This window comes from Hymenobacter ruricola (assembly GCF_015694525.1).
Classification (GTDB): Bacteria; Bacteroidota; Bacteroidia; order Cytophagales; family Hymenobacteraceae; genus Hymenobacter; species Hymenobacter ruricola.
Genome location: NZ_JADQDM010000006.1, coordinates 99,447 through 122,259 on the forward strand (window position 1 = coordinate 99,447; position 22,813 = coordinate 122,259).

At 61.7% G+C, this 22,813-nt stretch carries 24 protein-coding genes; 13 read left to right on the forward strand and 11 right to left on the reverse strand.

Annotation, left to right across the window (positions count from 1 at the left end; translation table 11 throughout):
• Nucleotides 1-6 precede the first annotated feature (6 nt).
• Genes I2H31_RS13355 through I2H31_RS13375 form a run of 5 tightly spaced genes read left to right on the forward strand, consistent with a single transcriptional unit; the run spans nt 7 to nt 1,373 of the window.
• A complete protein-coding gene (locus tag I2H31_RS13355) occupies nt 7-192 on the forward strand; it encodes an MmcQ/YjbR family DNA-binding protein (protein WP_196293542.1) in 186 nt (61 codons plus the stop codon).
• Nucleotides 193-203: 11 nt separating this feature from the next.
• Entirely contained in the window at nt 204-404 is a 201-nt protein-coding gene (locus I2H31_RS13360; RefSeq protein WP_196293543.1) for a hypothetical protein, read from the forward strand.
• Nucleotides 405-442: 38 nt separating this feature from the next.
• Nucleotides 443-694, forward strand: coding sequence for a DUF6364 family protein (locus tag I2H31_RS13365; RefSeq protein WP_196293544.1), 252 nt, complete (start codon nt 443-445; stop codon nt 692-694).
• Nucleotides 691-1,110 (forward strand): type II toxin-antitoxin system VapC family toxin, encoded by a 420-nt coding sequence (locus I2H31_RS13370; protein WP_196293545.1) that lies wholly within the window; start codon nt 691-693, stop codon nt 1,108-1,110. The genes I2H31_RS13365 and I2H31_RS13370 overlap by 4 nt, the downstream gene beginning before the upstream one ends.
• The gene (locus I2H31_RS13375; protein WP_196293546.1) at nt 1,107-1,373 is read left to right on the forward strand and encodes a barstar family protein; all 267 of its coding nucleotides are present in this window, start codon (nt 1,107-1,109) and stop codon (nt 1,371-1,373) included. Before I2H31_RS13370 ends, I2H31_RS13375 begins: the two co-directional genes overlap by 4 nt.
• 251 nt (nt 1,374-1,624) lie before the next feature.
• Here I2H31_RS13375 and I2H31_RS13380 read toward each other — a convergent pair whose 3' ends face one another.
• Nucleotides 1,625-2,281 (reverse strand): hypothetical protein, encoded by a 657-nt coding sequence (locus tag I2H31_RS13380; RefSeq protein WP_196293547.1) that lies wholly within the window; start codon nt 2,279-2,281, stop codon nt 1,625-1,627.
• Nucleotides 2,282-2,382: 101 nt separating this feature from the next.
• Here I2H31_RS13380 and I2H31_RS13385 point away from each other — a divergent pair, with 101 nt between their 5' ends.
• The 3 genes from I2H31_RS13385 to I2H31_RS13395 all read left to right on the forward strand — a co-directional run bounded on the left by I2H31_RS13385 (nt 2,383) and on the right by I2H31_RS13395 (nt 5,265).
• Nucleotides 2,383-3,123, forward strand: a complete 741-nt coding sequence (locus tag I2H31_RS13385) for a hypothetical protein (protein ID WP_196293548.1) — start codon at nt 2,383-2,385, stop codon at nt 3,121-3,123.
• A gap of 135 nt (nt 3,124-3,258) precedes the next feature.
• Nucleotides 3,259-4,062, forward strand: a complete 804-nt coding sequence (locus I2H31_RS13390; RefSeq protein WP_196293549.1) for an SDR family NAD(P)-dependent oxidoreductase — start codon at nt 3,259-3,261, stop codon at nt 4,060-4,062.
• A 264-nt stretch (nt 4,063-4,326) separates the two neighbouring features.
• Entirely contained in the window at nt 4,327-5,265 is a 939-nt protein-coding gene (locus tag I2H31_RS13395; protein WP_196293550.1) for a D-2-hydroxyacid dehydrogenase, read from the forward strand.
• 129 nt (nt 5,266-5,394) lie between these two features.
• Here I2H31_RS13395 and I2H31_RS13400 read toward each other — a convergent pair whose 3' ends face one another.
• Nucleotides 5,395-6,354, reverse strand: coding sequence for a pectinesterase family protein (locus tag I2H31_RS13400; protein WP_196293551.1), 960 nt, complete (start codon nt 6,352-6,354; stop codon nt 5,395-5,397).
• A 90-nt stretch (nt 6,355-6,444) separates the two neighbouring features.
• Nucleotides 6,445-7,395 carry a pectinesterase family protein gene (locus tag I2H31_RS13405; RefSeq protein ID WP_196293552.1) on the reverse strand — a complete coding sequence of 317 codons (951 nt, stop codon included), beginning with the start codon at nt 7,393-7,395 and terminating at the stop codon, nt 6,445-6,447.
• 157 nt (nt 7,396-7,552) lie between these two features.
• Here I2H31_RS13405 and I2H31_RS13410 point away from each other — a divergent pair, with 157 nt between their 5' ends.
• The gene (locus I2H31_RS13410) at nt 7,553-8,371 is read left to right on the forward strand and encodes a carboxypeptidase-like regulatory domain-containing protein (protein WP_196293553.1); all 819 of its coding nucleotides are present in this window, start codon (nt 7,553-7,555) and stop codon (nt 8,369-8,371) included.
• Nucleotides 8,372-8,533: 162 nt separating this feature from the next.
• Here the strand turns inward: I2H31_RS13410 and I2H31_RS13415 are convergent, their stop codons facing one another.
• From I2H31_RS13415 to I2H31_RS13450, 8 genes are all read right to left on the reverse strand, one after another.
• A complete protein-coding gene (locus I2H31_RS13415) occupies nt 8,534-9,364 on the reverse strand; it encodes an enoyl-ACP reductase FabI (RefSeq protein ID WP_196293554.1) in 831 nt (276 codons plus the stop codon).
• A gap of 245 nt (nt 9,365-9,609) precedes the next feature.
• Nucleotides 9,610-11,280: a DNA repair protein RecN gene (gene recN, locus I2H31_RS13420; RefSeq protein ID WP_196293555.1), complete on the reverse strand. Its 1,671-nt coding sequence runs from the start codon at nt 11,278-11,280 to the stop codon at nt 9,610-9,612.
• Between the two features lie 150 nt (nt 11,281-11,430).
• Nucleotides 11,431-12,351, reverse strand: coding sequence for a type IX secretion system protein PorD (gene porD / locus I2H31_RS13425; RefSeq protein ID WP_196293556.1), 921 nt, complete (start codon nt 12,349-12,351; stop codon nt 11,431-11,433).
• A gap of 5 nt (nt 12,352-12,356) precedes the next feature.
• On the reverse strand, nt 12,357-13,007 hold the full coding sequence (locus I2H31_RS25650; protein WP_196293557.1) for a phosphopantothenoylcysteine decarboxylase domain-containing protein: 651 nt from the start codon (nt 13,005-13,007) through the stop codon (nt 12,357-12,359).
• A gap of 141 nt (nt 13,008-13,148) precedes the next feature.
• A complete protein-coding gene (locus tag I2H31_RS25655) occupies nt 13,149-13,733 on the reverse strand; it encodes a flavoprotein (RefSeq protein WP_196293558.1) in 585 nt (194 codons plus the stop codon).
• Between the two features lie 228 nt (nt 13,734-13,961).
• The gene (locus I2H31_RS13440; protein ID WP_190923106.1) at nt 13,962-14,309 is read right to left on the reverse strand and encodes a DNA-directed RNA polymerase subunit omega; all 348 of its coding nucleotides are present in this window, start codon (nt 14,307-14,309) and stop codon (nt 13,962-13,964) included.
• A 19-nt stretch (nt 14,310-14,328) separates the two neighbouring features.
• Nucleotides 14,329-15,159, reverse strand: coding sequence for an outer membrane protein assembly factor BamD (locus tag I2H31_RS13445; RefSeq protein ID WP_196293559.1), 831 nt, complete (start codon nt 15,157-15,159; stop codon nt 14,329-14,331).
• 104 nt (nt 15,160-15,263) lie between these two features.
• Nucleotides 15,264-17,039 (reverse strand): OstA-like protein, encoded by a 1,776-nt coding sequence (locus tag I2H31_RS13450; RefSeq protein WP_196293560.1) that lies wholly within the window; start codon nt 17,037-17,039, stop codon nt 15,264-15,266.
• A gap of 209 nt (nt 17,040-17,248) precedes the next feature.
• On the opposite strand from I2H31_RS13450, the gene tilS reads away from it, so the two are divergent.
• The 4 genes from tilS to I2H31_RS13470 all read left to right on the forward strand — a co-directional run bounded on the left by tilS (nt 17,249) and on the right by I2H31_RS13470 (nt 22,806).
• Nucleotides 17,249-18,580 carry a tRNA lysidine(34) synthetase TilS gene (gene tilS, locus I2H31_RS13455; RefSeq protein WP_196293561.1) on the forward strand — a complete coding sequence of 444 codons (1,332 nt, stop codon included), beginning with the start codon at nt 17,249-17,251 and terminating at the stop codon, nt 18,578-18,580.
• 139 nt (nt 18,581-18,719) lie between these two features.
• A complete protein-coding gene (mdh, locus tag I2H31_RS13460) occupies nt 18,720-19,664 on the forward strand; it encodes a malate dehydrogenase (protein WP_196293562.1) in 945 nt (314 codons plus the stop codon).
• A 150-nt stretch (nt 19,665-19,814) separates the two neighbouring features.
• A complete protein-coding gene (locus I2H31_RS13465; protein WP_196293563.1) occupies nt 19,815-20,381 on the forward strand; it encodes a DUF4249 family protein in 567 nt (188 codons plus the stop codon).
• A 1-nt stretch (nt 20,382) separates the two neighbouring features.
• On the forward strand, nt 20,383-22,806 hold the full coding sequence (locus I2H31_RS13470; protein ID WP_196293564.1) for a TonB-dependent receptor: 2,424 nt from the start codon (nt 20,383-20,385) through the stop codon (nt 22,804-22,806).
• Nucleotides 22,807-22,813: the final 7 nt, after the last annotated feature.

Below are 22,813 nucleotides of genomic sequence, written 5' to 3' on the forward strand. Positions count from 1 at the left end.
TTTTCGATGACCATCGAAGCCCTGCAAGCCCTTTGCCTGCGCCTGCCCGGCACCACCGAGGACCTGAAATGGGGCGTGCACCTGTGCTTCAGCGTGGGCGGCAAAATGTACCTCGGCACCTCGCCCGATGCCCTGCCCGGCACCACCGCCTCGTTCATCGCCCCGCCCCTGCATGTGCGGGCAGGTTTGTAAATTCGCTGGCTATGTCCCCGAACCAACCGCTCACCAACCTGCAACAGGAACTCCTGAAACTGTACGCCCAGCAAGTCAGCGAAACGGACCTGCTCAACATCCGCACGCTGATTGGCCAGTACTTCGCCCAGCGCCTCACCAAGCTGGCCGACCACGCCTGGGAGCAGCAAGGCTGGACCGCGCAAACCATGCACGACTGGCTGAAAAAGTAGCATAAAGACCTCGTTGCCCCGCCCATTCTCCTCTCACCATGCTTACGACCCTCACCATTCCGCTTGACGACGAAGCGCTAACCCGCGCCGAAGCCTCCGCCCGGGCAAAAGGCCGCAGCCTGGCCGAGTTGATTCAGGAATACATTGGGCAGCTGGCGGCCGAAAAGAGCAAGCCAGCCCTTGTTATTTCGCCCGATATCCTGGCGCTGCAAGGCTCCGTGACGCTGCCCGAAGGGATGGATTGGGAGCAGGCGCGCCAAGCGTATTTGGCCAACAAATACTTGCCATGAAACACTGGTTTCTCGATACCAACGTGCTGGTCGATTTTCTCATCAACCGGCAGCCGTTTGCGTTGGAGGCGGCGGCGTTGTTTGAGTTGGGTCGGCAGCAACGGGTGGTACTGTACGCCGCCAGCCTGTCGTTTGCTACGGTTTACTACCTGGTCCGGCAAGGTCGGTCGCACGAACAGGCGCTCGCCTTAGTGGCGCAATTGGAACGGCTGGTGCAGGTTGTCGCCGTGGATGGCCCAACCGTTCGGGCAGCGCTCAGTGGTGAATTTCGCGACTTTGAAGACGGCTTGCAGTATTTCTCGGCCCGCTCGATGCCGCTGGTCGAAGCCATTGTAACCCGCAATGCGAAAGATTTTCGCACGGGCTCGCTGCCAACCTATCTGCCGGCGGAAGCTGTCGGTATCCTGCTCGCATGACCATCGACCTTACCCACATCGACACCAAAGCCGCCTTTCATATGCTGATGAAGCGCGAGCTGCACTTCCCCGACTGGTACGGCGTGAGCTGGGACGCCTTCTGGGATGCCATCGTCGCCGTGGTCGAAATGCCGGACGTGGTGGTGCTGACGCACTGGCAAGCCTTCGCCGCCGCCTGCCCCCAGGACATGCTCATCCTGCGCGACATCATCGCCCACTACCCGCTCGAAAAGTCCGGCAAGCAGTTGCTACTCGCTCCGTAAGACGCTGCGAAACCGTAGTCACACCCCGCAAAACCGTTCGTAGGCCCCGCAAACCGCCGGTAGCACCCCGCAAACCCGTTCATAGTGCCTGCAAACCGCCGCAACACCCCGCGCAACCGTTCATAGGCCCTGCAAACCCGCGCATAGGCCCTGCAAATCGGTACATAGGCCTTGTTTCTGCCCAAACACCCTGCGCAGGCCCCTATAGGCTGCGCGGGCCCAAACCTGCTGTTTCGCGTATTGGCTGGGTTTCACCATTTCGGCGTTTTTGGCCGAAACCGCCAATAGTCCTCCCCCACCTGCTTCACCAGCGCCTCCATCACCTGCCGGATGCGGGCCAGCGCGAGGGTAGCGGCCTGCTGCAGCCGGGCGCGGTCGGTGTGGATGGCGGTGTGGGGCTTGCCGGTTTCGCCGCCTTGCAGGAAATACACTTTGTCGGCGGTGGCGTAGGCGCCGAAGCGCCAGCCCTGGTCCATGTCGGTGTTGAGGAGGCCTTCCGGCAGGGGGTCAAGCAGGCTTTGAAGCAGGCCGGCGCTTTCGGGGTACGAGTCGTACCACGGAAACGTGAGCCGCACCTCGCCGCGGCTCAGCAGCACGGGCCGCATCCAGAAGTAAAAATCCAGCTCGCGCAGCTGCTTGCGGTGCTTGGCCGCCGCCTGCACCACGGAGGTGTAGTAGCGCGCCAACTCGTTTTCGTGGCCCAGCGCGGCGGCGCTGAGCACCAGGTGGCCGCTGCGCGTCTGGCGGGGCTGGTAAAGCTTCACCACTTTGTCGCGCATATCATTCGGCTCGGGCTTGTTGAAGTTGCCGTAGAAAAAGTCCGGCTTTATCAGGAACGCCACGTCGGGCGCCAAATCGGGCAGGTACTTGGAATTGCGGGTAAACTCGTCCAGGTTCTCGAAAAGCATAGGAACTGAGCCGCCAGAAATAGCACTTGGCCGCGCGGCTAAATATAGCGCAGCATGCTGCCGCGCCTACATTTGTGGCATCTCGCCCTTCTTTTTTCCTGATGAAGCACCTTTTTTACCCCCTGGCTTCCGGCCTGTTCCTATTAGCCGCCTGTAACAAAGACGCGCCCGAAGCCGACCGCATGGTGCTGACGGGCGACTACCAGGCCGGCGCCACCCTCGCCGCCGGCCCCATCACCCTCTACACCCAAAACGGCCCCGTGACCACCCCCGCGGTGGTCGACCGCTACCTGGCCCGGCAGCCCTGGGCCGCGTCCACCTTCTCGCGCACCGACGCCCCCATTTCCCCGACCAACACCCTCACCGTCCTCATCCGGCCCAATAACCAGGTCTACCTCATCAGCACCAAAACCGCGTCCGGGCGCCGCGACACCATCAAGCACGACCTCACGGCCCAGAACAGCGCCTACGCCGTCCTTGCCGGGCGCGATTCTGTGTCCACGCTCACCACCTCGTCGTCCACCGCCGTGAGCCGTTGCGCCCTGCTGGCCGGGCAAATGGAAAAAGAGCTGCCCGTGAAGCGTTGCGTGGCCGTGCCCATCGCCACGGGGTTTTCGCAGCAATGCAAATTCCGCCCCATTCGCCTCCTCAAAATCGACGCGGGCCAGCTGGCCATCCCGCAGCTGGGCTGGCTGGCCCAATCCGGCCAGCCGCTGGCCGGCACCTGCGGCCGCGCGGCGGGCGGCGCCTGGAACGTGTTCAACACCGCCGTACTCAACCAACTCACCGCCGGCGACACCCTCGTGGTGCAGGAGCGCACCATCGCGCTAACCAAAAAATAGACTGCCCTCCGCACTGCTACCGTTCAGGCTACTGCCCGGCCGCCGCCGGGCCAGCACTTTATGCCTCTAAAGCATAACCAGGGGCTGTTTGGCTACGTTAGGAAAGCTTCCACTTTCCACACATTCCTTCCTTTTATGGCAACCCAAACCGCCCTCATCACCGGCGCCACCAGCGGCATAGGCCGCGAGTTGGCCAACTGCTTCGCGCAGGACCAGTACAACCTCGTCATCGTGGCCCGCGACCAGCAGGAGCTCGACCAAACCGCCGCCGAAATCCGGCAGCAGTACGGCGTGGAGGTCCTGACCATCAGCAAAGACCTGTTCAAGCGCGACGCACCCTTCGAGGTCTACAACGAAGTGAAGCTGCAAGGCATTCAGATTGACGCGCTGGTGAACGACGCCGGCCAGGGCCAGTACGGCACCTTCGACACCACCGACATCAACCGGGAGCTCGACATCATTCAGCTCAACATCGGGGCCTACGTGGTTTTTGCTAAGCTCTACCTGCAGGAATTCAAGGCCCGCAACGAGGGCAAAATCCTGTTTGTGGGCAGCATTGCCGGCGAGCTGCCCGGCCCGCTGCAAGCCGTGTACCACGGCACCAAAGCTTTCGTAAACTCCTTTGTCGAATCCATCCAGGAAGAAAACAAGGACTCGAGCGTGACCATCACCAACCTGCTGCCGGGCCTCACCAAAACGGACTTCTTCAACAAAGCCCACATGACGCAGGCCAAAAACGTGGCCGAAGGCCAGGGCATGGAACCCGCTGACGTGGCCAAAGAAGGCTACAAAGCCCTGATGAAAGGTGAAAGCCGCATCATTGCCGGCGTCATGAACAACGTGCAGGTAGGCTTCAGCAAAGTAATGCCCGACCCGCTGGTGGCTGCGCAAGTGCACAAGCAGAGCGAGCCCGTCGACGGCGACGAAAGCGCCCGCTAACGGCAGCAGGCCGTTTAAGTCGGTCACATTTCCCGTAGACGTCATGCGGAGCACAGCCGAAGCATCTCGCCCGGGACAGTAATTCAATCGTCACAACGAAAGGTTTACCGTCCCGAGCGAGATGCTTCGGCTGTGCTCCGCATGACGTTTTGTTTAAAGACCAATTCCTTCACCCGAAATGCGCTTTCAGCGCCGCACCTTTGCTGAAACTCGCGTATTGCCCACCACCCGTCTGTTTTTTGCCGTCACCCCGGCCCCTCGCTCATGCGCCTTTTCGTTTATTCTCCCCTCAGCGCCTCGGCCCGCGCACACTTGCAAAAGCTGGCGCCGGCCGGGCTGGAAATCATTTTTTGCAATGACCTGCCCACCGAGCAGCAGTTTCCCGCCTTCCAGGAAGCCGATTTTTTGATGGGCAACCCGCCGCCGGCCTGGTTCACGGCCGGTGCCCCGCCCCTGCTGCAGTTCTGGCAAATCGACTCGGCCGGCTTCGAACGCTACCGCGCAGTACACCTGTCCATTCCGGTAGCCAACATGGGCGACTTTTTCGCCTGGCCCTGCGCCGAAACCATGGTGGGCGGCCTGCTGGCCCTCTACCGCCACCTGCCGGAGCTGGCTGTACTGCAGTCGCAGAAGAAATGGGTGGGCGGCGCGTTCGTGCGCAACCGCGCGGGCCTGCTGCGCGGCAAGCGCGTGGTGGTGCTGGGCGCCGGCGCCATCGGCGTGGCCGTGCGCCAGCAGCTCAGCGGCTTCGAGTGCCAGGTGCAGCTGCTGGCCCGCACCGACCCCTCGGCCCAGCTCCACACCAAAGAAGAGCTGAAAGCCGCCCTGCCCGATACCGACATCGTAATAAACACCCTGCCCGGCAGCGCCGTGGGCTTTTTCTCGGCCGATTTGGTGGAAGCCATGCGGCCCGGCAGCATCTACGCCAGCGTGGGCCGCGGCAACACCACCGACGAGCCCGCGCTCATCAAGCGGCTCCAATCTGGCCACCTCGGCGGTGCCGTGCTCGACGTGACGGCCATCGAGCCCCTGCCCGCCGACAACCCACTCTGGGCCTTGCCCAACGTGCTGCTCACCCAGCACACCGGCGGCGGCCAGGCCCTCGAAGACGAAAGCAAAGTCGACGTGCTGCTCCACAACCTGGAGCTGCTCCGCAACGGCCAGCCACTGGAGAATCTGGTGGAGCTGAGCCGGGGGTATTAGGTGGGACGGCACGGTGCTCACAAGCCCGTCATGTCGAGCTTGTCGAGACATCTCGCGTGCTTTAATTGATTCCGGCGATTGGGTTACTTCGCCACGCGAGATGTCTCGACAAGCTCGACATGACGGACGTTACCGCCCCGGCAGCCACGGCTCACTGGCCGCAAAAATGGCCTTCAACGTGTATTGCTTGGCCTCTTTGCTCGTAAGTTGGTGCGACCAGCCCACGCGCCCCGCCGGGTTGGCGCCCGGCCCGGCCGACTCATACTCGGCGAAATAGGCCGTCTTCTCGTTTTCCGGGTTCTTCCAATTTTCCCAACCGACGGGGGTGATGTGGCGGCCCATTTCCGTGCGCAGGTACACCACGCGGGCGTTGGGGCGCCAGGGCCGGCCGAGGTATACCTTTTTGGCCAGGGCGGTGTCGGCCATTAGGGTGCAATCCATAAACACGAACCCAAACGCCTGCTGCGCCGGCGTGGAAGCGGCGGTGATGAAGGAGTTTTTCTTGCTCTTGATGGTGCAATGGTCGAAGACGGCCGTGCTGGCGCCGAAAATAAAATCCGTGGTGCCCTCGATGTAGCAGCTCTTGAAATACTGGCGGGTGTGGTCGGTGGCCAGGAACAGCACGTCCTGGTTGCCCACCATGCGGCAGTTGGCGAAGGTGCAGCGGTCGGCTTCCACGTGCAGGGCCACGGCTTGGCCGGCGGTGTAGCCGGCGTTGTTTTCAAAGGTCAGGTTTTCGGCCGCGAAGTCGTTGCCCTGCACCAGCACCGAGTGCGAAGTGTAGGTGTTGTGCCCCGCGGCGTCGCCGGTGTGGTCGTTGAAGGTGAGAACGGTATTGTCCGCGCTTTCGCCTACCAGACGGATGTGCGTTTTGAGCGTGGGCACCACCAGCTTTTCGCGGTAGGTGCCTGGCTTGATGCGGATGGTGACCGGTTGCTGCGACTGGTTGGGCACGGCGTCCACGGCTTCCTGCACGGTGCGGTAGGTGCCGGTGCCGTCCTGCGCCACGGTGATGGGGCCGGCTTTGGGAGTGGTCTGGGCGTGGGCGGCGCAGGCCAGCAGGAAGGCGGCCAGGGTCAGGAATTTCATTTGGGAAAGAAATGCAGCGTGGACTCTGCGAGTCCGCGCGTGGCAGTTGTCATTGTTGTTCAGGCGCGGACTCGCAGAGTCCACGCTACGTTATTTCGCTTCCGGGTTCCAGCCGTGCAGCACGTTTTCGCGCGTGTAAGTGCTGACTTCGGCCTCGGTGAGCTGGTGCGACCATGGCGCGCGCCGGGTGGGCGCGGCGCCGGGACCCGTCGATTTATACTCGGCGTAATAAGCCGTTTTTTTGTTCGATTCCTGCCCCCAGGGGTCCCAGCCTTCGGGCCGAATTACGGCGCTGAGCTCACAGTTGAGGTACACGGTTTTGGCGTAGGGCCGCCAGGGCCGGCCCAGCCCGAAGCTGCCCGCCGGGGCATCGCCCGCAATGCGGCAGCGGCTGAACACGTAGCCAAACCGCGCCGTGTCGGGCGTGCTGGCGGCTGTGACGTAGCCGCTTTTTTTGCAGAAAATCTCGCAGTCCTCAAACCACGCCGTGCTGGAGCCGAAGATGAAATCGACCGTGCCTTCGATGTAGCAACTCTTGTAAAACTGCCGGCTGCCGCGCCCATACGTGTACAGCGTGTCCTGAAACCCCAGAAACCGGCAGTTCACAAACGAAGCCTTATCGCCGTCGACCCACACGGCCACGGCCTGCCCCACCGGCCCCGATGAGTTCTGAAACGTCAGGTTTTCGGCCGAGAACCCGGAGCCGTAGACGTAGCAGCTCGCTGAGCCGGATGTGCCTTTCTCCTCCCCAAAAATGTTCTTCTTCTGATTGTAGTCGTCGTAGGTCAGAATGGTGCGGTCCCGGTCTTCGCCGATGAGCTTCACCAGCTGCTTCGAACCGGCCAGCACCAGTTTCTCCTTGTAAGTGCCTTTTTTAATGAAGATGGTCGTGACCTTCTTCCGGAAATCGGGCACGGCGTTGAAGGCCTCCTGCACGGTACGGTACTGGCCGCTGCCATCCTGGGCCACCACAAAATCGTAGCCGAAAGCCCGGCCCAGCGCAAGGCCGCTCAGCAGCACAAGCAACAACAAATGCTTCATGGAAATGTAGATAAGGAAGCCACAAACCTAGCAGGCGCCGCGTCCAAAACCGCCGTTTTTCTGCGTAATCGTTGCCGACTGCCGGTTCGGGCTTTCTTCGCGGGTGTGCACTCGGGCCGCTGGCGGCATCAGCCAGCTACCACCTCCAACGTTCCCGATGCGCCTGCTCTTACTGCTCTGCTCCTGCCTGCTTCCCGCCTTTGCCTTTGCCCAAACCACCGTTTCCGGCCGGGTGCTGGATGCCAAATCCGGTGTCGGCCTGCCCGGCGTCACGGTGCTGCAAACCGGCACCACCAACGGCGTTTCTACCGGCGCGACGGGCTATTTCACGCTCACCGTTGCCGGACAGCCCGATAGTGTAGCGCTCACGGTTTCCAGCGTTGGCTATGCAACCGTGCAGCGCGTGGTGGCACCCGGCGGCAATTTGCTTTTCCGGCTCGTGCTGGCTTCTGACCAATTCTGCGACCTTCCGGTGTACAGCAGGTTCGGAGTGAGGCTTATCAGCGGCCTGCGCTACACGCCGGTCGGCGGTAGCCTGACGCTCACGCATCCGCGCATACTGGGTAGTCAACTTTCGACCACTGCGAGCTACCGAACCGATTTCTCGCGCAACTACGTGTGGGGAGTGTCAATGGGCCTTCCCTCCATTCACCGGTACCGGCGCACTAGCTTTTCCGAAAGCGTTTCGTACGCCAAATCATCTATACCCTCCGCCACTATTTCCTTTGAAAGCGCCGGGGTGCTGGTAGGCATACACTCCCGGAATGACCACCGGCCTGCCGTGTACGGCGGCATTGGGGTTGGCCGGCTGCACACCTTCTCGCCTGATGGTTTTGCCAGCAGCACGGGGCCAATTATGCTCTGGGGCTCGGCCACAAGCTGCCACTCAGCTTCTATGCCTCTGCCCAAGCCACGCGCTGGGCCAATGCCTGGCAATGGCAGGGTGGCTTGCACCGGGACTTACCCGCTGGCCTGAGTGCTTCCCTGTTGCTGAACTACTTGCGTAGCTACCACGAAATTTCTGTTTCGCTGAGTCGCTCCTTTCTTTAAATACCGGGCTTCAGACAGGACTACTCAGTTCAAAACGCAACAAGCCCGACCAACCGGCCGGGCTTGTTGCGTTTTGAACGAGGCAAGTTTACTCCTGCATGCCCGACACTTTGGTCAGCACGTCCACAATCTCGGCCGAGATGCCGGTGGTGCTGAAGCCGCCGTCGTGCATCAGGTTTTGCATGGTCACGTAGCGCGTCAGGTCCGAAAAGAGCGAGATGCAGTAGTCGGCGCAGGCCTCGGCCGGGGCATTTCCCAGCGGCGACATCATGTCGGCGAAATTGTAAAACGCATCAAAGCCGGTGATGCCGGTGCCGGCCGTGGTTTTGGTGGGCGACTGCGACACCGTGTTCACGCGCACTTTCTTGAGCTTGCCGAAGCGCTGGCCGTAGCTGCGGGCAATGCTTTCGAGCATGGCCTTGGCCTGGGTCATGTCGGTGTAGTCGAGGAAGGCGCGCTGGGCGGCGATGTAGCTCAGGGCCACAATGCTGCCCCACTCGTTCATGGCGTCCTGCTTCTCGGCCACGGCCATCATCTTGTGAAACGACATGGCCGACACGTCAATCGTTTGCTGGAAGAATTTGTAGTCCAGCTCGCCGTAGTGCTTCTTTTTGCGGATGTTGGCGCTCATGCCAATACTGTGCAGCACGAAGTCAATCTTGCCGCCCAGCTGCTCCTGCGCGCCCGAAAATAGCGCCTCCAGCTCCTCCGTCGACGTGGCATCGGCCGGAATAATCGGGGCGTTACACTCCTCGCTCAGCTTGTTGATTTCGCCCATGCGCATGGCCAGCGGCGCGTTGGTGAGCACAAATCGGGCGCCCTCGGCGTGAGCGCGCTGGGCCACTTTCCAGGCAATGGATTGGTCGTTGAGGGCGCCGGAAATGATGCCGACTTTGCCGGCGAGGAGGTTGTTAGCCATGATTTTTAAATGGTGTAATGGAAACGCCTGTCATTGCGAGCATTCCGCGCATCAAGCGGCGACGAAGCAATCCGTCCTGTTCTCAGCGATTAGCTCTAAGATTTAACAAACCCACCCGTTGGATTTGAGCCGGCAAGTTAGCGGGCTTAGCCCAATTGGTTTATCACAACACAAGGCTAGTCGCTGAGAACAGGACGGATTGCTTCGTCGCCGCTTGATGCGCGGAATGCTCGCAACGACAGATGCTACGCCGCCACTTCGCCCCGCAGCGCCAGCAACTCGCGGGCGCTCTGGAAGGCATTTTGGCTGGGCTTGGCGCCCGCAATCATGTGCGCAATTTCCTTGATGCGGTCCTCCTGGTTCAGCTCGCGGATGCGGCTCACGGTGCGGTCGGCGCGGTCTTCTTTGTACACGAAGTAGTGCACGTCGCCGGCCGCGGCCATCTGCGGCAGGTGCGAAATGGCCACCAGCTGGTGCTTCTGCGCCATCTGCTGCATCATGCGGCCCACCTTCACGGCAATTTCACCGCTGATGCCGGTGTCAATTTCGTCGAATACTATCGTGGGCAAAGCCGTCTTGTCGGCCAGCATGTACTTGATGCACAACATCAAGCGCGAAAATTCGCCGCCCGACGCGGCCTTGCTCAGCGTCTGCGGCTGAGCGCCCTTGTTGGCGGTGAAGAGGATGCTGACCACGTCGATGCCGCTGGCGGCCGGCGCGCCGGTGCTGTGCTGCACCACAATGCGCGCGTGCGGCATGCCCAAGTCGGCCAGCAGCAACCCAAGCTGCTTCTCAAAGTTCGGGAACGACTTGCGGCGGCTTTCCGACAGCTTGGCGCCCTGCTTGGTCACGGCCGCCAGGGCCGCGTCCGAGTCTTTGCGCAGGCGGCTGATTTCCTTGTCCAGGTTCAGCACCGAGCTCACTTTCTGGCGCAGCGCGTCGCGCACGGCCATCAGGGCGGGCAGGTCGCGGGCCTGGTGCTTGCGCTGCAAGGTGTAGAGCACGTTGAGGCGGTCCTGCAATTCTTCGGCGCGGGCGGGGTCGCCCTCGGTGCGGCGCTCGGCGGTTTCCACCTCGTCGGCGATGTCGTGCAGCTCAATCAGGCAGCTTTCCAGGCGCTCGCGCAGCTCCTTGAAGTTGTCGGCGTAGCTGGCCACCTGGCCCAGCAGCACGGAGGCTTCCTTCATGGTGCCGGTGGCACAACTTTCGCTGTCGCGCAGGCCGTGCAGCGCCTGGCTGAGCTTGTACTTGATTTCCTCGGCGTGCTCCAGCTGCTTCACTTCCTGCTCCAGGGCGTCCTGGTCTTCGTTGTCGAGGCGCGCTTCTTCGAGCTCGTTCAGCAAGAAGCTGTTGTAATCCAGCTCCTTGCTTGCCTGGGCGGCCTGGCTTTCCAAAGCCTGCAGGTCAACTTCCAGCTTGCGGTAGGTTCGGAAGGCGCTGCTGTACATGGTGCGCTGCGGTACCAGTCCGGCGTATAAATCCAGCAGGTTGAGCTGAAAGACGCCATCGCCCAGCAGCAGCGTGTCGTGCTGCGAGTGAATGTCCATCAGGTTGGCGCCAATTTTCCGTAGGGCTTCCAGCGTCACCGGCGTGTCGTTTACAAAGGCGCGCGACTTGCCATTCGGGCTGATTTCGCGCCGCAGAATGCAGTGCGTGTCATAGTCCAAATCTTCGGACTCGAAGATGTCCTGCAGCTGGTAATTGGCAATGTCAAACTGGCCTTCAATCACACATTTGCGCTCGGTATCGAACAGCATACGCGAGTCGGCGCGGTTGCCCAGCAGCAGACCAATGGCGCCGAGCATGATGGATTTGCCGGCCCCGGTTTCGCCCGTAATGATGTTCAGCAGCGGGGAAGGGCGCAGCTCCAGCTGCTCAATCAGCGCATAATTCTTAATTCGTAAATCGACAAGCATAACCAAAAAGAGTCGTCTGATAGCTAATTGTCACACTGAGCTTGGCGAAGCATCTCCACCGCAGTGGAATTGATTTTACTCTCACAGTAGAGATGCCTCAGCAAGCTCAGCAAGACGTTTTTTTATTCGGATTATTCTGAATTTCAGCCCTTATTTCAGCACCAATTGGTATTTGGCCGAATTGCCGGGGTCTACTTCGGTGAGCATGGCCACGAGCTGCTGCTTTTGGGCCTGGTCCTGACTGGTGCGGAAAATATTGGAAATCTCCTCGGCTTTGGCATCGAAGAAGGCTCGGAAAATGAATGCCCCGGTCCGCGTGATGGCAACTTTTTGAATGCCGGTGAGGGCGGTCATTATCGAGGTACGGGCTTCCTCGGGCTTTTCGATGAACACATCCATGCCCTGGCGGTAATAATTATACAAGCCCGTACGCAGGGGTTCAAACTGCGGGTCGGTCAGGTTGTCGAGCAAGACGTGTCGCTCGCGCGAACCCGTGCCGCGCCATCCTTCGTCGGGCTCATTGGTATTGGTTTGGTTGGCCGAGTAGTTGACGATGTTGCGGGCCAGCTCGTAGTACGGCGTGCCGCCGAGCTTGCTGAACGTGTCGTGGTCCATGCCGATGACGAGGTAGGCGTAGTATCCCAGCAACGACGCCAGGTTGGAGTCGAAGCTGTTGGGCGAAAAGCGCAGCGACATCTGCGGCGAGTAATTAAAGTTAAAGCCTTTGTCGTTGATGCTGACCACGTTGGTTTCGTAACCCGTGCCGTACACCGGCCGCGTCGACACCAGGCGCATGATGCAGTTGTAGGTGCCGTTCTGCGGAATGGTGGTGATGCCGATGAACATGCGCAGGCGAATGCGCTCGTTGTCGGCGTAGGGCTGGGTGGTCCAGGCGCGGTTGTTGAGGAACTCGCGGATGTCCTTCTGCATCTGCGTGATGAGGGTGGGGTCCGAAATGGTCACGTTTTCGGCGCTCACCGTCACTTCGGCCAGCAGCTCCTGGGCGCGGGCCGCGGGGCCGGCCAGCAGCAAAACGAGTATCGGCAGGACGGCGAGGAATTTTCGCAACATGGTCATCAATGGGTGGCGGCCCGGCGGGCCAGAATCAGGCTTACCAGTCCGCGGGCCACGTCGGCTTTGGACTGCAACTCAAAATTAACGATTTGGCCGGCGGCATCCAGCACGGTCACCTTGTTGGTGTCGTGGCCAAAACCGGCGCCCGCGTCGCGCAACGAATTCAGCACGACGAGGTCGAAGTTTTTGCGGTGCAACTTGTCCCGGGCGTGAGCCAACTCGTTCGTAGTCTCCAACGCAAAACCGACCGCAAATTGTTCAGCCCGCTTGCGCTGGCCGAGCGTGGCGGCGATGTCGACGTTTTTCACCAGTTCCAGCGTGAGCGTATCGCCCGATTTTTTAATCTTCTCGGCCGCCACCCGGGCCGGGCGGTAGTCGGCCACAGCCGCGGCAAATACCCAGATATCAGCGGTTTCGGCCGCTGCCGCTGCCGCCGCAAACATTTCGGCAGCCGTTTCAACCCGCACCGTTTCAATGCGTTCATCGACCGGGTCGGGCAAGGTGCTGGGCCCGCTGATGAGCACCACCTGCGCACCCTGCGCAGCAAAAGCCTCGGCCAGCGCGTAGCCCATTTTGCCCGTCGAGCGGTTGCCGAGGAAGCGCACGGGGTCGAGGGGTTCGTAGGTGGGGCCGGCGGTGAGGAGGACGCGCATGTTTGTTCTTAGAGAAAATCAAAGAACGTCATGTCGAGCTGGTCGAAGCATCTCGCGTGCAGTGGCAATCCAATCGCAAGAAAAGAATTACTACCACATGCGAGATGCCTCGACCAGCTCGACATGACGTTCGTTATGGTTTTACTTGGCCTGCAAATCGCCAAAAAAGCGTTCCAGCTCCGCCACAATGTCTTCCGGTTCCAGCATGCGGCCGTGGCCGCTGAGGCCGCTGGCCAGTTCGCCGCTGGGCGAGTCGAAGACGTGGTTGCCAAAGCTGCGCAGCCGGGCCAGGTTCTGCGTCACGGCCGGGTGGGCAAACATGTCCACGTCCATGGCCGGGGCCAAAAACACCGGGCAGCGGGCCGACAAGTATACCGCGCACAGCAGGTTGGGGCACAAGCCATTGGCCAGCTGGCCGATGGTGTTGGCGCTGGAGGGCGCAATCAGCAGCGCATCGGCCCAGAGGCCCAGCTCCACGTGGTTGTGCCACTCGCCAGCGGCCGCATCACGCAAAAAGCCCGTTAGGACGGGCTTTTTGGAAAGGGTGCCCAGCGTGAGCGGCGTCACAAACGCAGCCGCAGCTTCGGTGAGCACCACCTGCACTTCGGCCCCGGCCTTCACGAGCAGGCGGGTGAGCGGCGCGGCTTTGTAGGCGGCGATGCTGCCGCTCACGCCCAGCAGGACGCGGCGGCCGTGGAGGGGGCTGTTTGCGGCGGGTTCGGGCATGGGCAGTTTTTTAGCAAAAGAACGTGATATGGAACGCCGCCGAAGCAGTTCTGCCGCGCCGCTTGTCATGCTGACGAAGGAAGCATCTTCTCACCGTCGAACGCATGAGTTCTGACCTGATAAGATGTTTCGCTGCGCTCAACATGACAAGCGGCGCGGCAGAGCTGCTTCGGCGGCGTTCCGCATGACGTTCTTTGTCTGGACGTTCAGGCTCTGCTCAGGAGTCGCTTAGAACAGCTCGCGGGGAATCGGCACTTCTTCCGGCTCGGGCGTGGTGTAGGCGATTTTTCCCTGCAAGAACTCCTCAATGGCGAGGCTGGTGGGCTTGGGCATGCGCTCGTACTGCTTGGAAACCTCGATTTGCTCGCGGTTCTCGAACACTTCTTCCAGGTTGTCGACCGTGGAAGCGAACTCGGCCAGGCGGTCGTTCAGCTCTTCTTTCAGCTTCACCGACAGTTGGTTGGCGCGCTTGGAAATCACGGCGATGGCCTCGTACACGTTGCCGTTGTCGCCGGTGATGTCGGCGATGTTGCGCGTCACGATGGAGCTCGACGGGGTGTTGGGATTGGGTTTCATGGGCTGAATGGATTACGAATTAATTGGCGGCCGCGGTGGGCGTGGGCTTGAGCCGGGCAATCTGGGCCTGGCTGACATCGAACATGTCCTGGGCGGCCTTAAGGTTCTTGCTTTTGGGATAGGCGTCGATGAACTGCTGGTAGAAGCTTACCGCTTCCAGGTACCGCTCGCGCTGCTTGGATTCGATGCTTTCCTGGGCCCAGGCAAACTGGGCGTTGAGGCGCAGGAAGGCGGCCTGCTCGGCGAAGGCCGAAGCCGGATATTGCAGCTGAAAATTGGTGAGGGCCACCACCGCCGCTTGGTTGTAGCGCAGCTGGAAGTAGAGCCGGGCGCTTTCAAACGCCTTGTTCTCCAGCTTTTTCTGCAGCTCCTGCGACATGCTCTCGGTTTCGGCCTTGAACTTGCTTTCGGGGTAGCGGTTCAGGAAATCCTGGATGGATTCGAGGGCCGACACCGTGTTGGTCTGGTCGAGCTCGTAGCCCGGCGAGTCCAGAAACAGCGACTTGGCGTTCAGGAAAGTGGCTTCTTCGGCGTAGTCCGAGTTCGGATACGTGTCGATGAACTGCTTGAAATAGAACGCGCTCAGCACGTAGTTGCGCTGCTTGTAGTTGGTGTTGGCGAAGTAAAACTGCGCTTTTTCGGCCTCGGGGCGGCCTTTCAGCAGCGGGATGAGGTCTTCGAGCAGCGTGCCGGCCCGGAAAAAGTCACCCTTGTCGTAGTACTGCACGGCGGCTTCGTACTTTTTGTTGACGTCGGTGCTTTTCAGCAACTTTTGGTAGCCGCTGGCGCAGGAACCCAGAACGAGCGTGCTAACGAGCAGAAACAGAACCGTGAGGCGGGAAATCGGCATAAGGGGTGCAAAGGTAACGAATTGAGCCGGCGAAGGCAAACGCGGCGCCCACTCCGGCTGGCCCGCCCGCAGCAAGAGTGCCGGGCCCGGGCCAATGGTTGCAGCTAGCGCCGCGCGGCGGGCGCCGCCACGGGTGCTTTGGCGGCGGCCGGCGCCGGGGCTTTGGGTGGGGCGGACGGCTTAGGAGATGTTTTTTTCGGCGTCGACTTATTCTTACTGGCCGGAGCGCGCTTGGTGGTTTTTGCCTTTCTCGTGGCGGGCTTGCGCTTCACCGGCCGGTCATCGAACTGCTTGCCCAACACCTGGCGGCGGGTGGGGCGTTCCGAAAGGCGCCATTTGTAGCCCTTCAGGCGCTCGTCGTCGGGCTTGAGCTCGTGAGGCGGAATGAACCTGGCTTCGGGGTTGGCGAGGACAGTGATTTTGTTGAGCTTGCTGGCCAGAAACAGCAGCCGCATGTTGGCCGAGAGCACGCGGTTCATGCCGGTGGTGGCGGTGTCGTTGTCCAGGGCATAAAAGATGCTTTCGGCGTTGCCGAGCACGTCCACGCGCCGCAGCTGGTTGTCGCGGAAGTAGGCCATCATGGTGCGGCCCTTGGTCTGGTTGAAGTTCAGCAGCGTGTCCTGGTTCACGGCGAAGGCGTTGCCGTAGAGGCGCATCTCGTCCACTTTGCCGCGCTTCGAGCGGATTTGCATCGAGTCGGAGGTGAGCTGGTTTTTGGCCTGCCACAGCACCGGGTCCTGGTTGAGGTAGATGATGCTGTCCTGCCGGTCGTACGTCAGCGAGTCGCAGATGCCCTGCATGTTGCCGCGGAAAATCTGCACCTTCGGGTAGGCGTAGAGCACGGTGCGCGTGGTGGTTTGGCCGGGCCGGGCCTCAATGCTGATGAGCGTGTCGGCGGCCATGTACAAGGTATCCTTCTGGCTGCCAATGTTGCGCACCACCGGCCGGCCGCCGTAGAGCTTGGTGCGGCCCAGGGCGCGCCAGTACTTGCCCTGGTCGCCGCGCAGGGTCAGGTTGTCTTTTTTGGAAATGAGCGAGACGTGGCCTTTCGCCACGCCGTACTGCTTCACCTCGTCGTACACCAGCTGGTCGCCGCCCAGCAGGTAGTTGGGCGTGTCGATTTTGGCGTTTTTCTTGAAGTTTGAGACGCGGGTGATGGTGTTGTAGGTGCCGCCCTCGGCGTAGAGGTTGCCCTGCTTGCCCTTGATGCGGGTGGGGCCGTTGAAGTAGGCGATTTTGCTGATGGTGTTGTAGCGCAGCGTGTCGTTGTTCAGCTCCGAGTCGGGCGTGACGAGGTGCACGTTGCGCTTGAACACGAACACCTTGGTGTTGGTGTCATAGAATCCCTGCTGGCTGTCGAGGGTATTTTGCGGGTCGGTGAGGTGGCCGGTTTCGGTGTAGGAAGCCGTTTTGCGGTTTAGGTCGTAGTCGAGGGTCGGGGTGGTGAGGGTCATGCGCGTGTCGCGCATCACCACGTTGCCGGTCATGCGGGCCGTGCGTTTGGTGCCGTCGTAGAAGCCGTGGTCGCCGGTGATGGTCATGGTGTCGCTCTGCACCACGCGCACGTTGCTAAAGGCTTCGACCTGGTTTTTCTCGATGTATTGATAGGCCGAATCGCAGTACAGAAACACGTCGTCCTGCTGAAAGCTGACGTTGCCCAGCAGCTTGCGAATTTTCACGCCGTTAAAAATGCCGCCCACCAGCTGCTCGGTGGTCAGGAGCTTGATGGGCGAGCCCTGAGCGCCCGGCTTCGGGGCCGCCGTGGAGCCGCTGGTAACCGGGATGGGCGCGCCGGGGCCGGGCGGCGGGGTGGGACGCTGGGCCTGCCCAAGCAGCGGCAACAGCAACAGCAGAAGAAAAAAGACGCGAGAAGGAAACATTCAGGGGGTAAAGGTACGGACGGGGCCCGCGCTAACGGCCATCTTTGCGTGGTAGTGTCCGTAGGGCATGCTGCTGGACTTCATTATTCAGAACGTCATGCTGAGCGCAGCCGAAGCATCTCTACCGCAGCAGTAAATAATTGCGTTGCGCGGTAGAGATGCTTCGGCTGCGCTCAGCATGACCGCCTTTTTACTCATTATTGCTACCCATGCTCGATACCGTTCGCCGCTTCATTGAGGAGCACAACCTGTTTTCGATTGAGAACGACCCCATCCTCGTGGCCGTCAGCGGCGGGCTGGATTCGGTGGTATTGCTAGACATTTTGCATCGGCTGCGGGTTCAGGTGGCGGTGGCGCACTGCCATTTCGGGCTGCGGGGCGAAGACGCCGACGCCGACGAGCAGTTTGTGCGCAAGCTGGCCAAGCAGTACGGCCTCCCCTACTTCGCCGAGTTTTTCCAGACCAAAGCCTTTGCCGGGCAGGAAGGCATTTCGACCCAGATGGCGGCCCGCCTGCTGCGCTACCGCTGGTTTGAGCAGGTGCGCCAAGCGCAGGACCTGGCCTACGTGGCCACCGCCCACCACCAGCGCGACCAGGCCGAAACCATGATTTTGAACCTGACGCACGGCACCGGCTTGGCCGGCCTGCACGGCATTCAGGTGAAAAACGGCCACGTGGTGCGCCCGCTGCTGGGCGTGGGCCGCGACGACCTGCACGACTACCTGGTGGAGCGCGGCCTGCGTTGGCGCGAAGACGACAGCAACGACAGCCCCGTGTACCAGCGCAACCTGCTGCGCCACGAAGTGCTGCCCGTACTGCGCGAAATCAACCCCAACCTGGACGAAACCATAGCCGGCACCGCCGAGCGCGTGGGCGGGGCCGAGGAAATCGTGCGCCGCTACGTGGCAGACATCGCCGCCCAGGCCCGCCGCGACGAGGCCGAAGTGACGTATTTAAACATCGTCACGCTGCAAAAAACGGCCGCCACCGCGCTGGTGCTGCACGAAATCCTGCGCCCATTCGGTTTTTCGTGGCTGGTGGTGAAGGACATTGTGGCGGCTTTTCCCGGCGAGTCAGGCCGGCGGTTCGACTCGCCCACGCACCGGCTGGTGAAGGACCGGGAGCATCTGGTCATCACGCCGCGGCGCACGTCGCAGTTCGGCACGTTCCAGCTGGCAGCCGGGCAAACGGACTTGCTGGCCGACGGCATGCGCCTGAAAGCCGAACTGCACGACGACGCCCGGCACTTCATCATTCCGCGCTCCAAAAGCACGGCGGCCCTCGATGCCGATAAGCTAAAATTCCCGCTCACGCTGCGCAAGTGGCAGGAAGGCGACTGGTTTATGCCGCTGGGCATGAAAGGCAAAAAGCTGCTCAGCGACTTTCTCATCGACCAGAAAGTGCCGCTGAACCTGAAAGACGACGTGCGGGTGCTGACCTCGGCCGACGGCAAAATCTGCTGGGTGGTGGGCTGGCGCGTCGACGACCGGTTTAAAGTGGAAGACGCCACCGAGCGGGTCCTGACCGTGCAGCGGATGTAGCGTGGACTCTGCGAGTCCGCGCGTCGCGTGGCCGATTAATTTCAAGTACAGACGCGCAGAGTCCACGCTACAGGTTCGGTAGTTTCAGCCGGGGCCGTACTTTTACCCGCGAAACTCCAACCCTCCCAATCCCCCTCTTATGAAAGTTACCGTAGTCGGAGCCGGCAACGTGGGCGCAACCTGCGCCGATGTGCTCGCCACCCGTGAAATTGCCAACGAAGTAATTCTGGTTGACATCAAGGAAGGCATCGCCGAAGGCAAAGCCCTCGACATCTGGCAGAAAGCCCCGATTATCGGCTACGACTCGCGCACCGTGGGCGTGACCAACGACTACGCCCGCACGGCCGGCTCGGAAGTGGTGGTGATTACCTCGGGCCTGCCCCGCAAGCCCGGCATGAGCCGCGACGACCTGATTGGCATCAACGCCGGCATCGTGAAATCGGTGACCGAGCAGGTGGTGGCCCACTCCCCCAACGCCATCATCATCGTGGTGAGCAACCCGCTCGACGTGATGACCTACCAGGCCCACCTCACCTCGAAGCTGCCCCGCGAAAAGGTGTTCGGCATGGCCGGCATTCTCGACACGGCCCGCTACCGCGCTTTCTTGGCCGAGGCCCTGAACGTGAGCCCCAAAGACATCCAGGCCGTGCTGATGGGCGGCCACGGCGATACCATGGTACCCCTGCCCCGCTACACCACCGTGGGCGGCATCCCCGTTACGGAACTCATTGGCAAGGCCGAGCTTGACGCCATTGTGCAGCGCACCGCCGTGGGCGGCGGCGAGCTGGTGAAGCTCATGGGCACCTCGGCCTGGTACGCGCCCGGTGCGGCCGCGGCCCAAATGGTGGAAGCCATCGTGCGCGACCAGCGCCGCGTGTTCCCCGTGTGCCTGCAGCTGCAGGGCGAGTACGGCATCAACGGCGTGTACCTGGGCGCCCCCGTTATTCTGGGCAAAAACGGCGTGGAGCGCGTGATTGAATTGCAGCTCAACGACGAAGAGAAAGCACTGCTGGAAACCTCGCGCGGCCACGTGAAAGAGGTGATGGACGCGCTGGACAAGATGGGCAGCGCCCAGCCGGCGTAAAGCCACCAAGGTTTCGGCAGTTGCCGCTTTCGGGCCGCCTTGCATTGCGCAGGGCGGCCCGTTTGCTTTGGGAAATGTATTGCAACAGCGGGGCCGCTGTTTTAAAAAAACGAATTGGTTTGCCCTTCAACAAGGGCACTTAACTTTTTTATGCGGCATATCACGGACACGGTGCCGGTGGCGGTGCCCATCCGAGACGCCTGGTTCTCGTTTCCTACCGGTACCGACCGCAACCGGGAGCTGCTGGGAACCGTGGTGGTGCGGTTCGATGACCCGGCCGCGACCGCCAACTATTACGAAATCAGCGGGTATCAGGAAAGCCAGTTCATTACGCTGGACCCACGCGGCAATGCGGCCATCACGGCCGAGGACGACAGTGAGCTCAACCCCAAGTCGCTGGTGTTTTCGGATAAGCTGTTCAACGGCATGCCGTTCGAGCTACGGGCTTCCTTTCACCCAACGAATGGCGGAACAAGCAACGGGGTTCCCTTCACGCGTCCCCCGCGCCTCGTGCTGCGGGCGGTCAGCCGCGCCTATTACCAGTACCGCAAAAGCTGGACGCGGCACCTCTTCAACCAAGGCGGCAAAGGCGACACCTACGATTTGAACCAACTGCTTTTTCTGGGCGACCCCAGCGCCATGTATTCCAACGTGAACGGGGGCTACGGGGTGGTGGTGGGCTACGCTTCCCGGTCGGTGACCCTCCCTTTGCGCTAACATGGCCACGGCGTCCCGCAACAACTGGTTTTTGCTGCTACCCGCGGCCTTGTGTTTTATTGCGCCAGCGGCCCGGGGCCAAAAGGCCGCGCGGGTCACGGTCAGTGGCTTTGTGCAGGACGCCCGCACGGGTGAAAAGCTCCTGGGCGCGGCCGTGTACGTGGCCGGCGGCCAAACCGGCACCGCCACCAATGCCGCCGGGTTTTATTCCCTGACCCTGGCGCCCCAGGATTCCCTGACCCTTACGGCCAGCTACCTGGGCTACCAACGGGCCACCGTGACCCTGGCCGGGCGCCAGACCACGGCGCAGTCCTTCGCCCTAACGGCCGACAACCAGTTGCAGGACGTGCAGGTGACCGGCCAGGTGGACGCCCCGCTGGAACGCCGCGTGGAAATGAGCACCCTGCAGATTCCGGTGAGCCAGCTGCGCCAGCTGCCGGCCCTTCTCGGCGAGCCCGACGTGCTGCGCGCCTTCCAGCTGATGCCCGGCGTGCAGTCGGGCCGCGAGGGCAGTGGGGCTCTGTACGTGCGTGGCGGCTCGCCCGACCAGAACCTGACCTTGCTCGACGACGTGCCCATTTACTACGTGAGCCACATCGGCGGCTTTCTGTCGATGTTCGACGCCAACGCCATCAGCGACGTGCGGCTGCTGAAGGGCGGTTTTCCGGCGCGCTACGGCGGGCGGCTGTCTTCGGTGCTCGACGTGCGTCTCAAGGAAGGCAACAAGCAACGCCTGAGCGGCAACGCGGGCCTGGGCGTGCTGGCCACGCACTTCTCGCTGGAAGGCCCGCTGCCGAACGGCAAAACCACGTTTCTCGTGTCGGCGCGGCGCGGCAATCTGGACTTGTTTTCGCGGGTGGCGAGCCGGCTTTCGTCGGGCGGCAACAGCGTGGTGGGTTACTCCTTCTACGACGCCAGCCTGAAAGTCAGCCACCAGCTCACGGCCCGCGACCAGGTGTTTGCGGCCGTGTACCTGGGCGGCGACCGGCTTTTTCTCACCCAAAAGCCGCAAACCATTGCCAACCCCAAGGGCGATTTTCGGTACCAGGGCGAGAGCAACCTGCGCTACGGCAACGCCCTGGGGTCGGTGCGCTGGAACCGGCAGTTTTCGCCCCGGCTGTTCGGCAACGTAACGCTGGCTGCTACGCGGTTTCGGTACGAAAATGGTCAGTCCTACCATTCCGAGGACGATTCGCCGGCGCAGCGCAGCGAAGACAGCGAAGCCCTGTTTGCCTCTGGGGTGCAGGACGTGCAAGTGAAAGCTGATTTTGACTACTACCCCAGCCCGGCGCACCAGATTCGGTTTGGGGCCACGGCCGTGCACCACGTGTTCACGCCCGGCGTCAACTCCTTTACCACCAGTAGCAATACGGCCGCCGTGGACACCGCCTTCGGCAGCCGGCGCGTGGCCGCGCGCGAAGGCGTGGTGTACGCCGAAGACGAAATCCGGCTCACGACGCGGCTTTCTGCCAACGTGGGCCTGCGGGCCGTGGCGTATTCGGTAAACGGCCAGACCTTCGGCGGGGTGCAGCCCCGCGTGCTGGCCACCTATCTGGTGGGCGAGCACACCGCGCTAAAGGCTTCGTTCTCAACCATGCAGCAGTACCTGCACCTGTTGTCTAACAATGGGGCCGGGCTGCCCACCGACCTGTGGGTGCCGGCCACGGCGCGCATTGCGCCGGAGCGCGCCCGGCAGGTAGCGGTGGGCGTGGCCCACACCGTGGCCGCCTGGGGTGTAGAAATCAGTGTCGAAGCCTTTCAGAAATCGTTGCGCGACCTGATTGAGTTTCGGGAGGACGCCACGTTTTACAACAGCTCCCAGGACTGGCAGGACAAAGTGGTGACCGGGGGCCGCGGGCAGGTGCAAGGCCTTGAGCTGCTGGTGCAAAAGAAAACGGGCCGCCTCACGGGCTGGGTGGGCTACACCCTGGCCCGCAACGAACGGCAGTTCAACCAACTGAACGGCGGCCAGTGGTACCCCTACAAGTTCGACCGCCGCCACGACGCGTCGGTGGTGCTCATCTACCAGTTGCGCCCGCGCATCACCCTGTCGGCCACGTGGGTGTACGGCACCGGCAACGCCCTGACGCTGGCCGAAGCCAACTACAACGTGGTGGAGCAGAGCTACGGGCAGGAGCTGCCTTCCAACGTGGCCAAAGACCGGTATTTTTACCAGGAAGCAGAATTGTACGGCGCCAAAAACAGTTTCCGCATGCGCGCCTATCATCGCCTCGACATCGGAGCCACCTTCACCAAGACCGTCCGGCACGGGGAGCGCATCTGGCGCGTGGGGGCCTACAACGCGTACAGCCGCAACAACCCGTACTACATCTACTACAGCCTCGACGCGGCCCAGCAAAAGCAGCTGTACCAGCTGAGCTTGTTTCCCATTCTGCCCGCCATTAGCTACGAGCGTAGTTTCTAAACGGGAT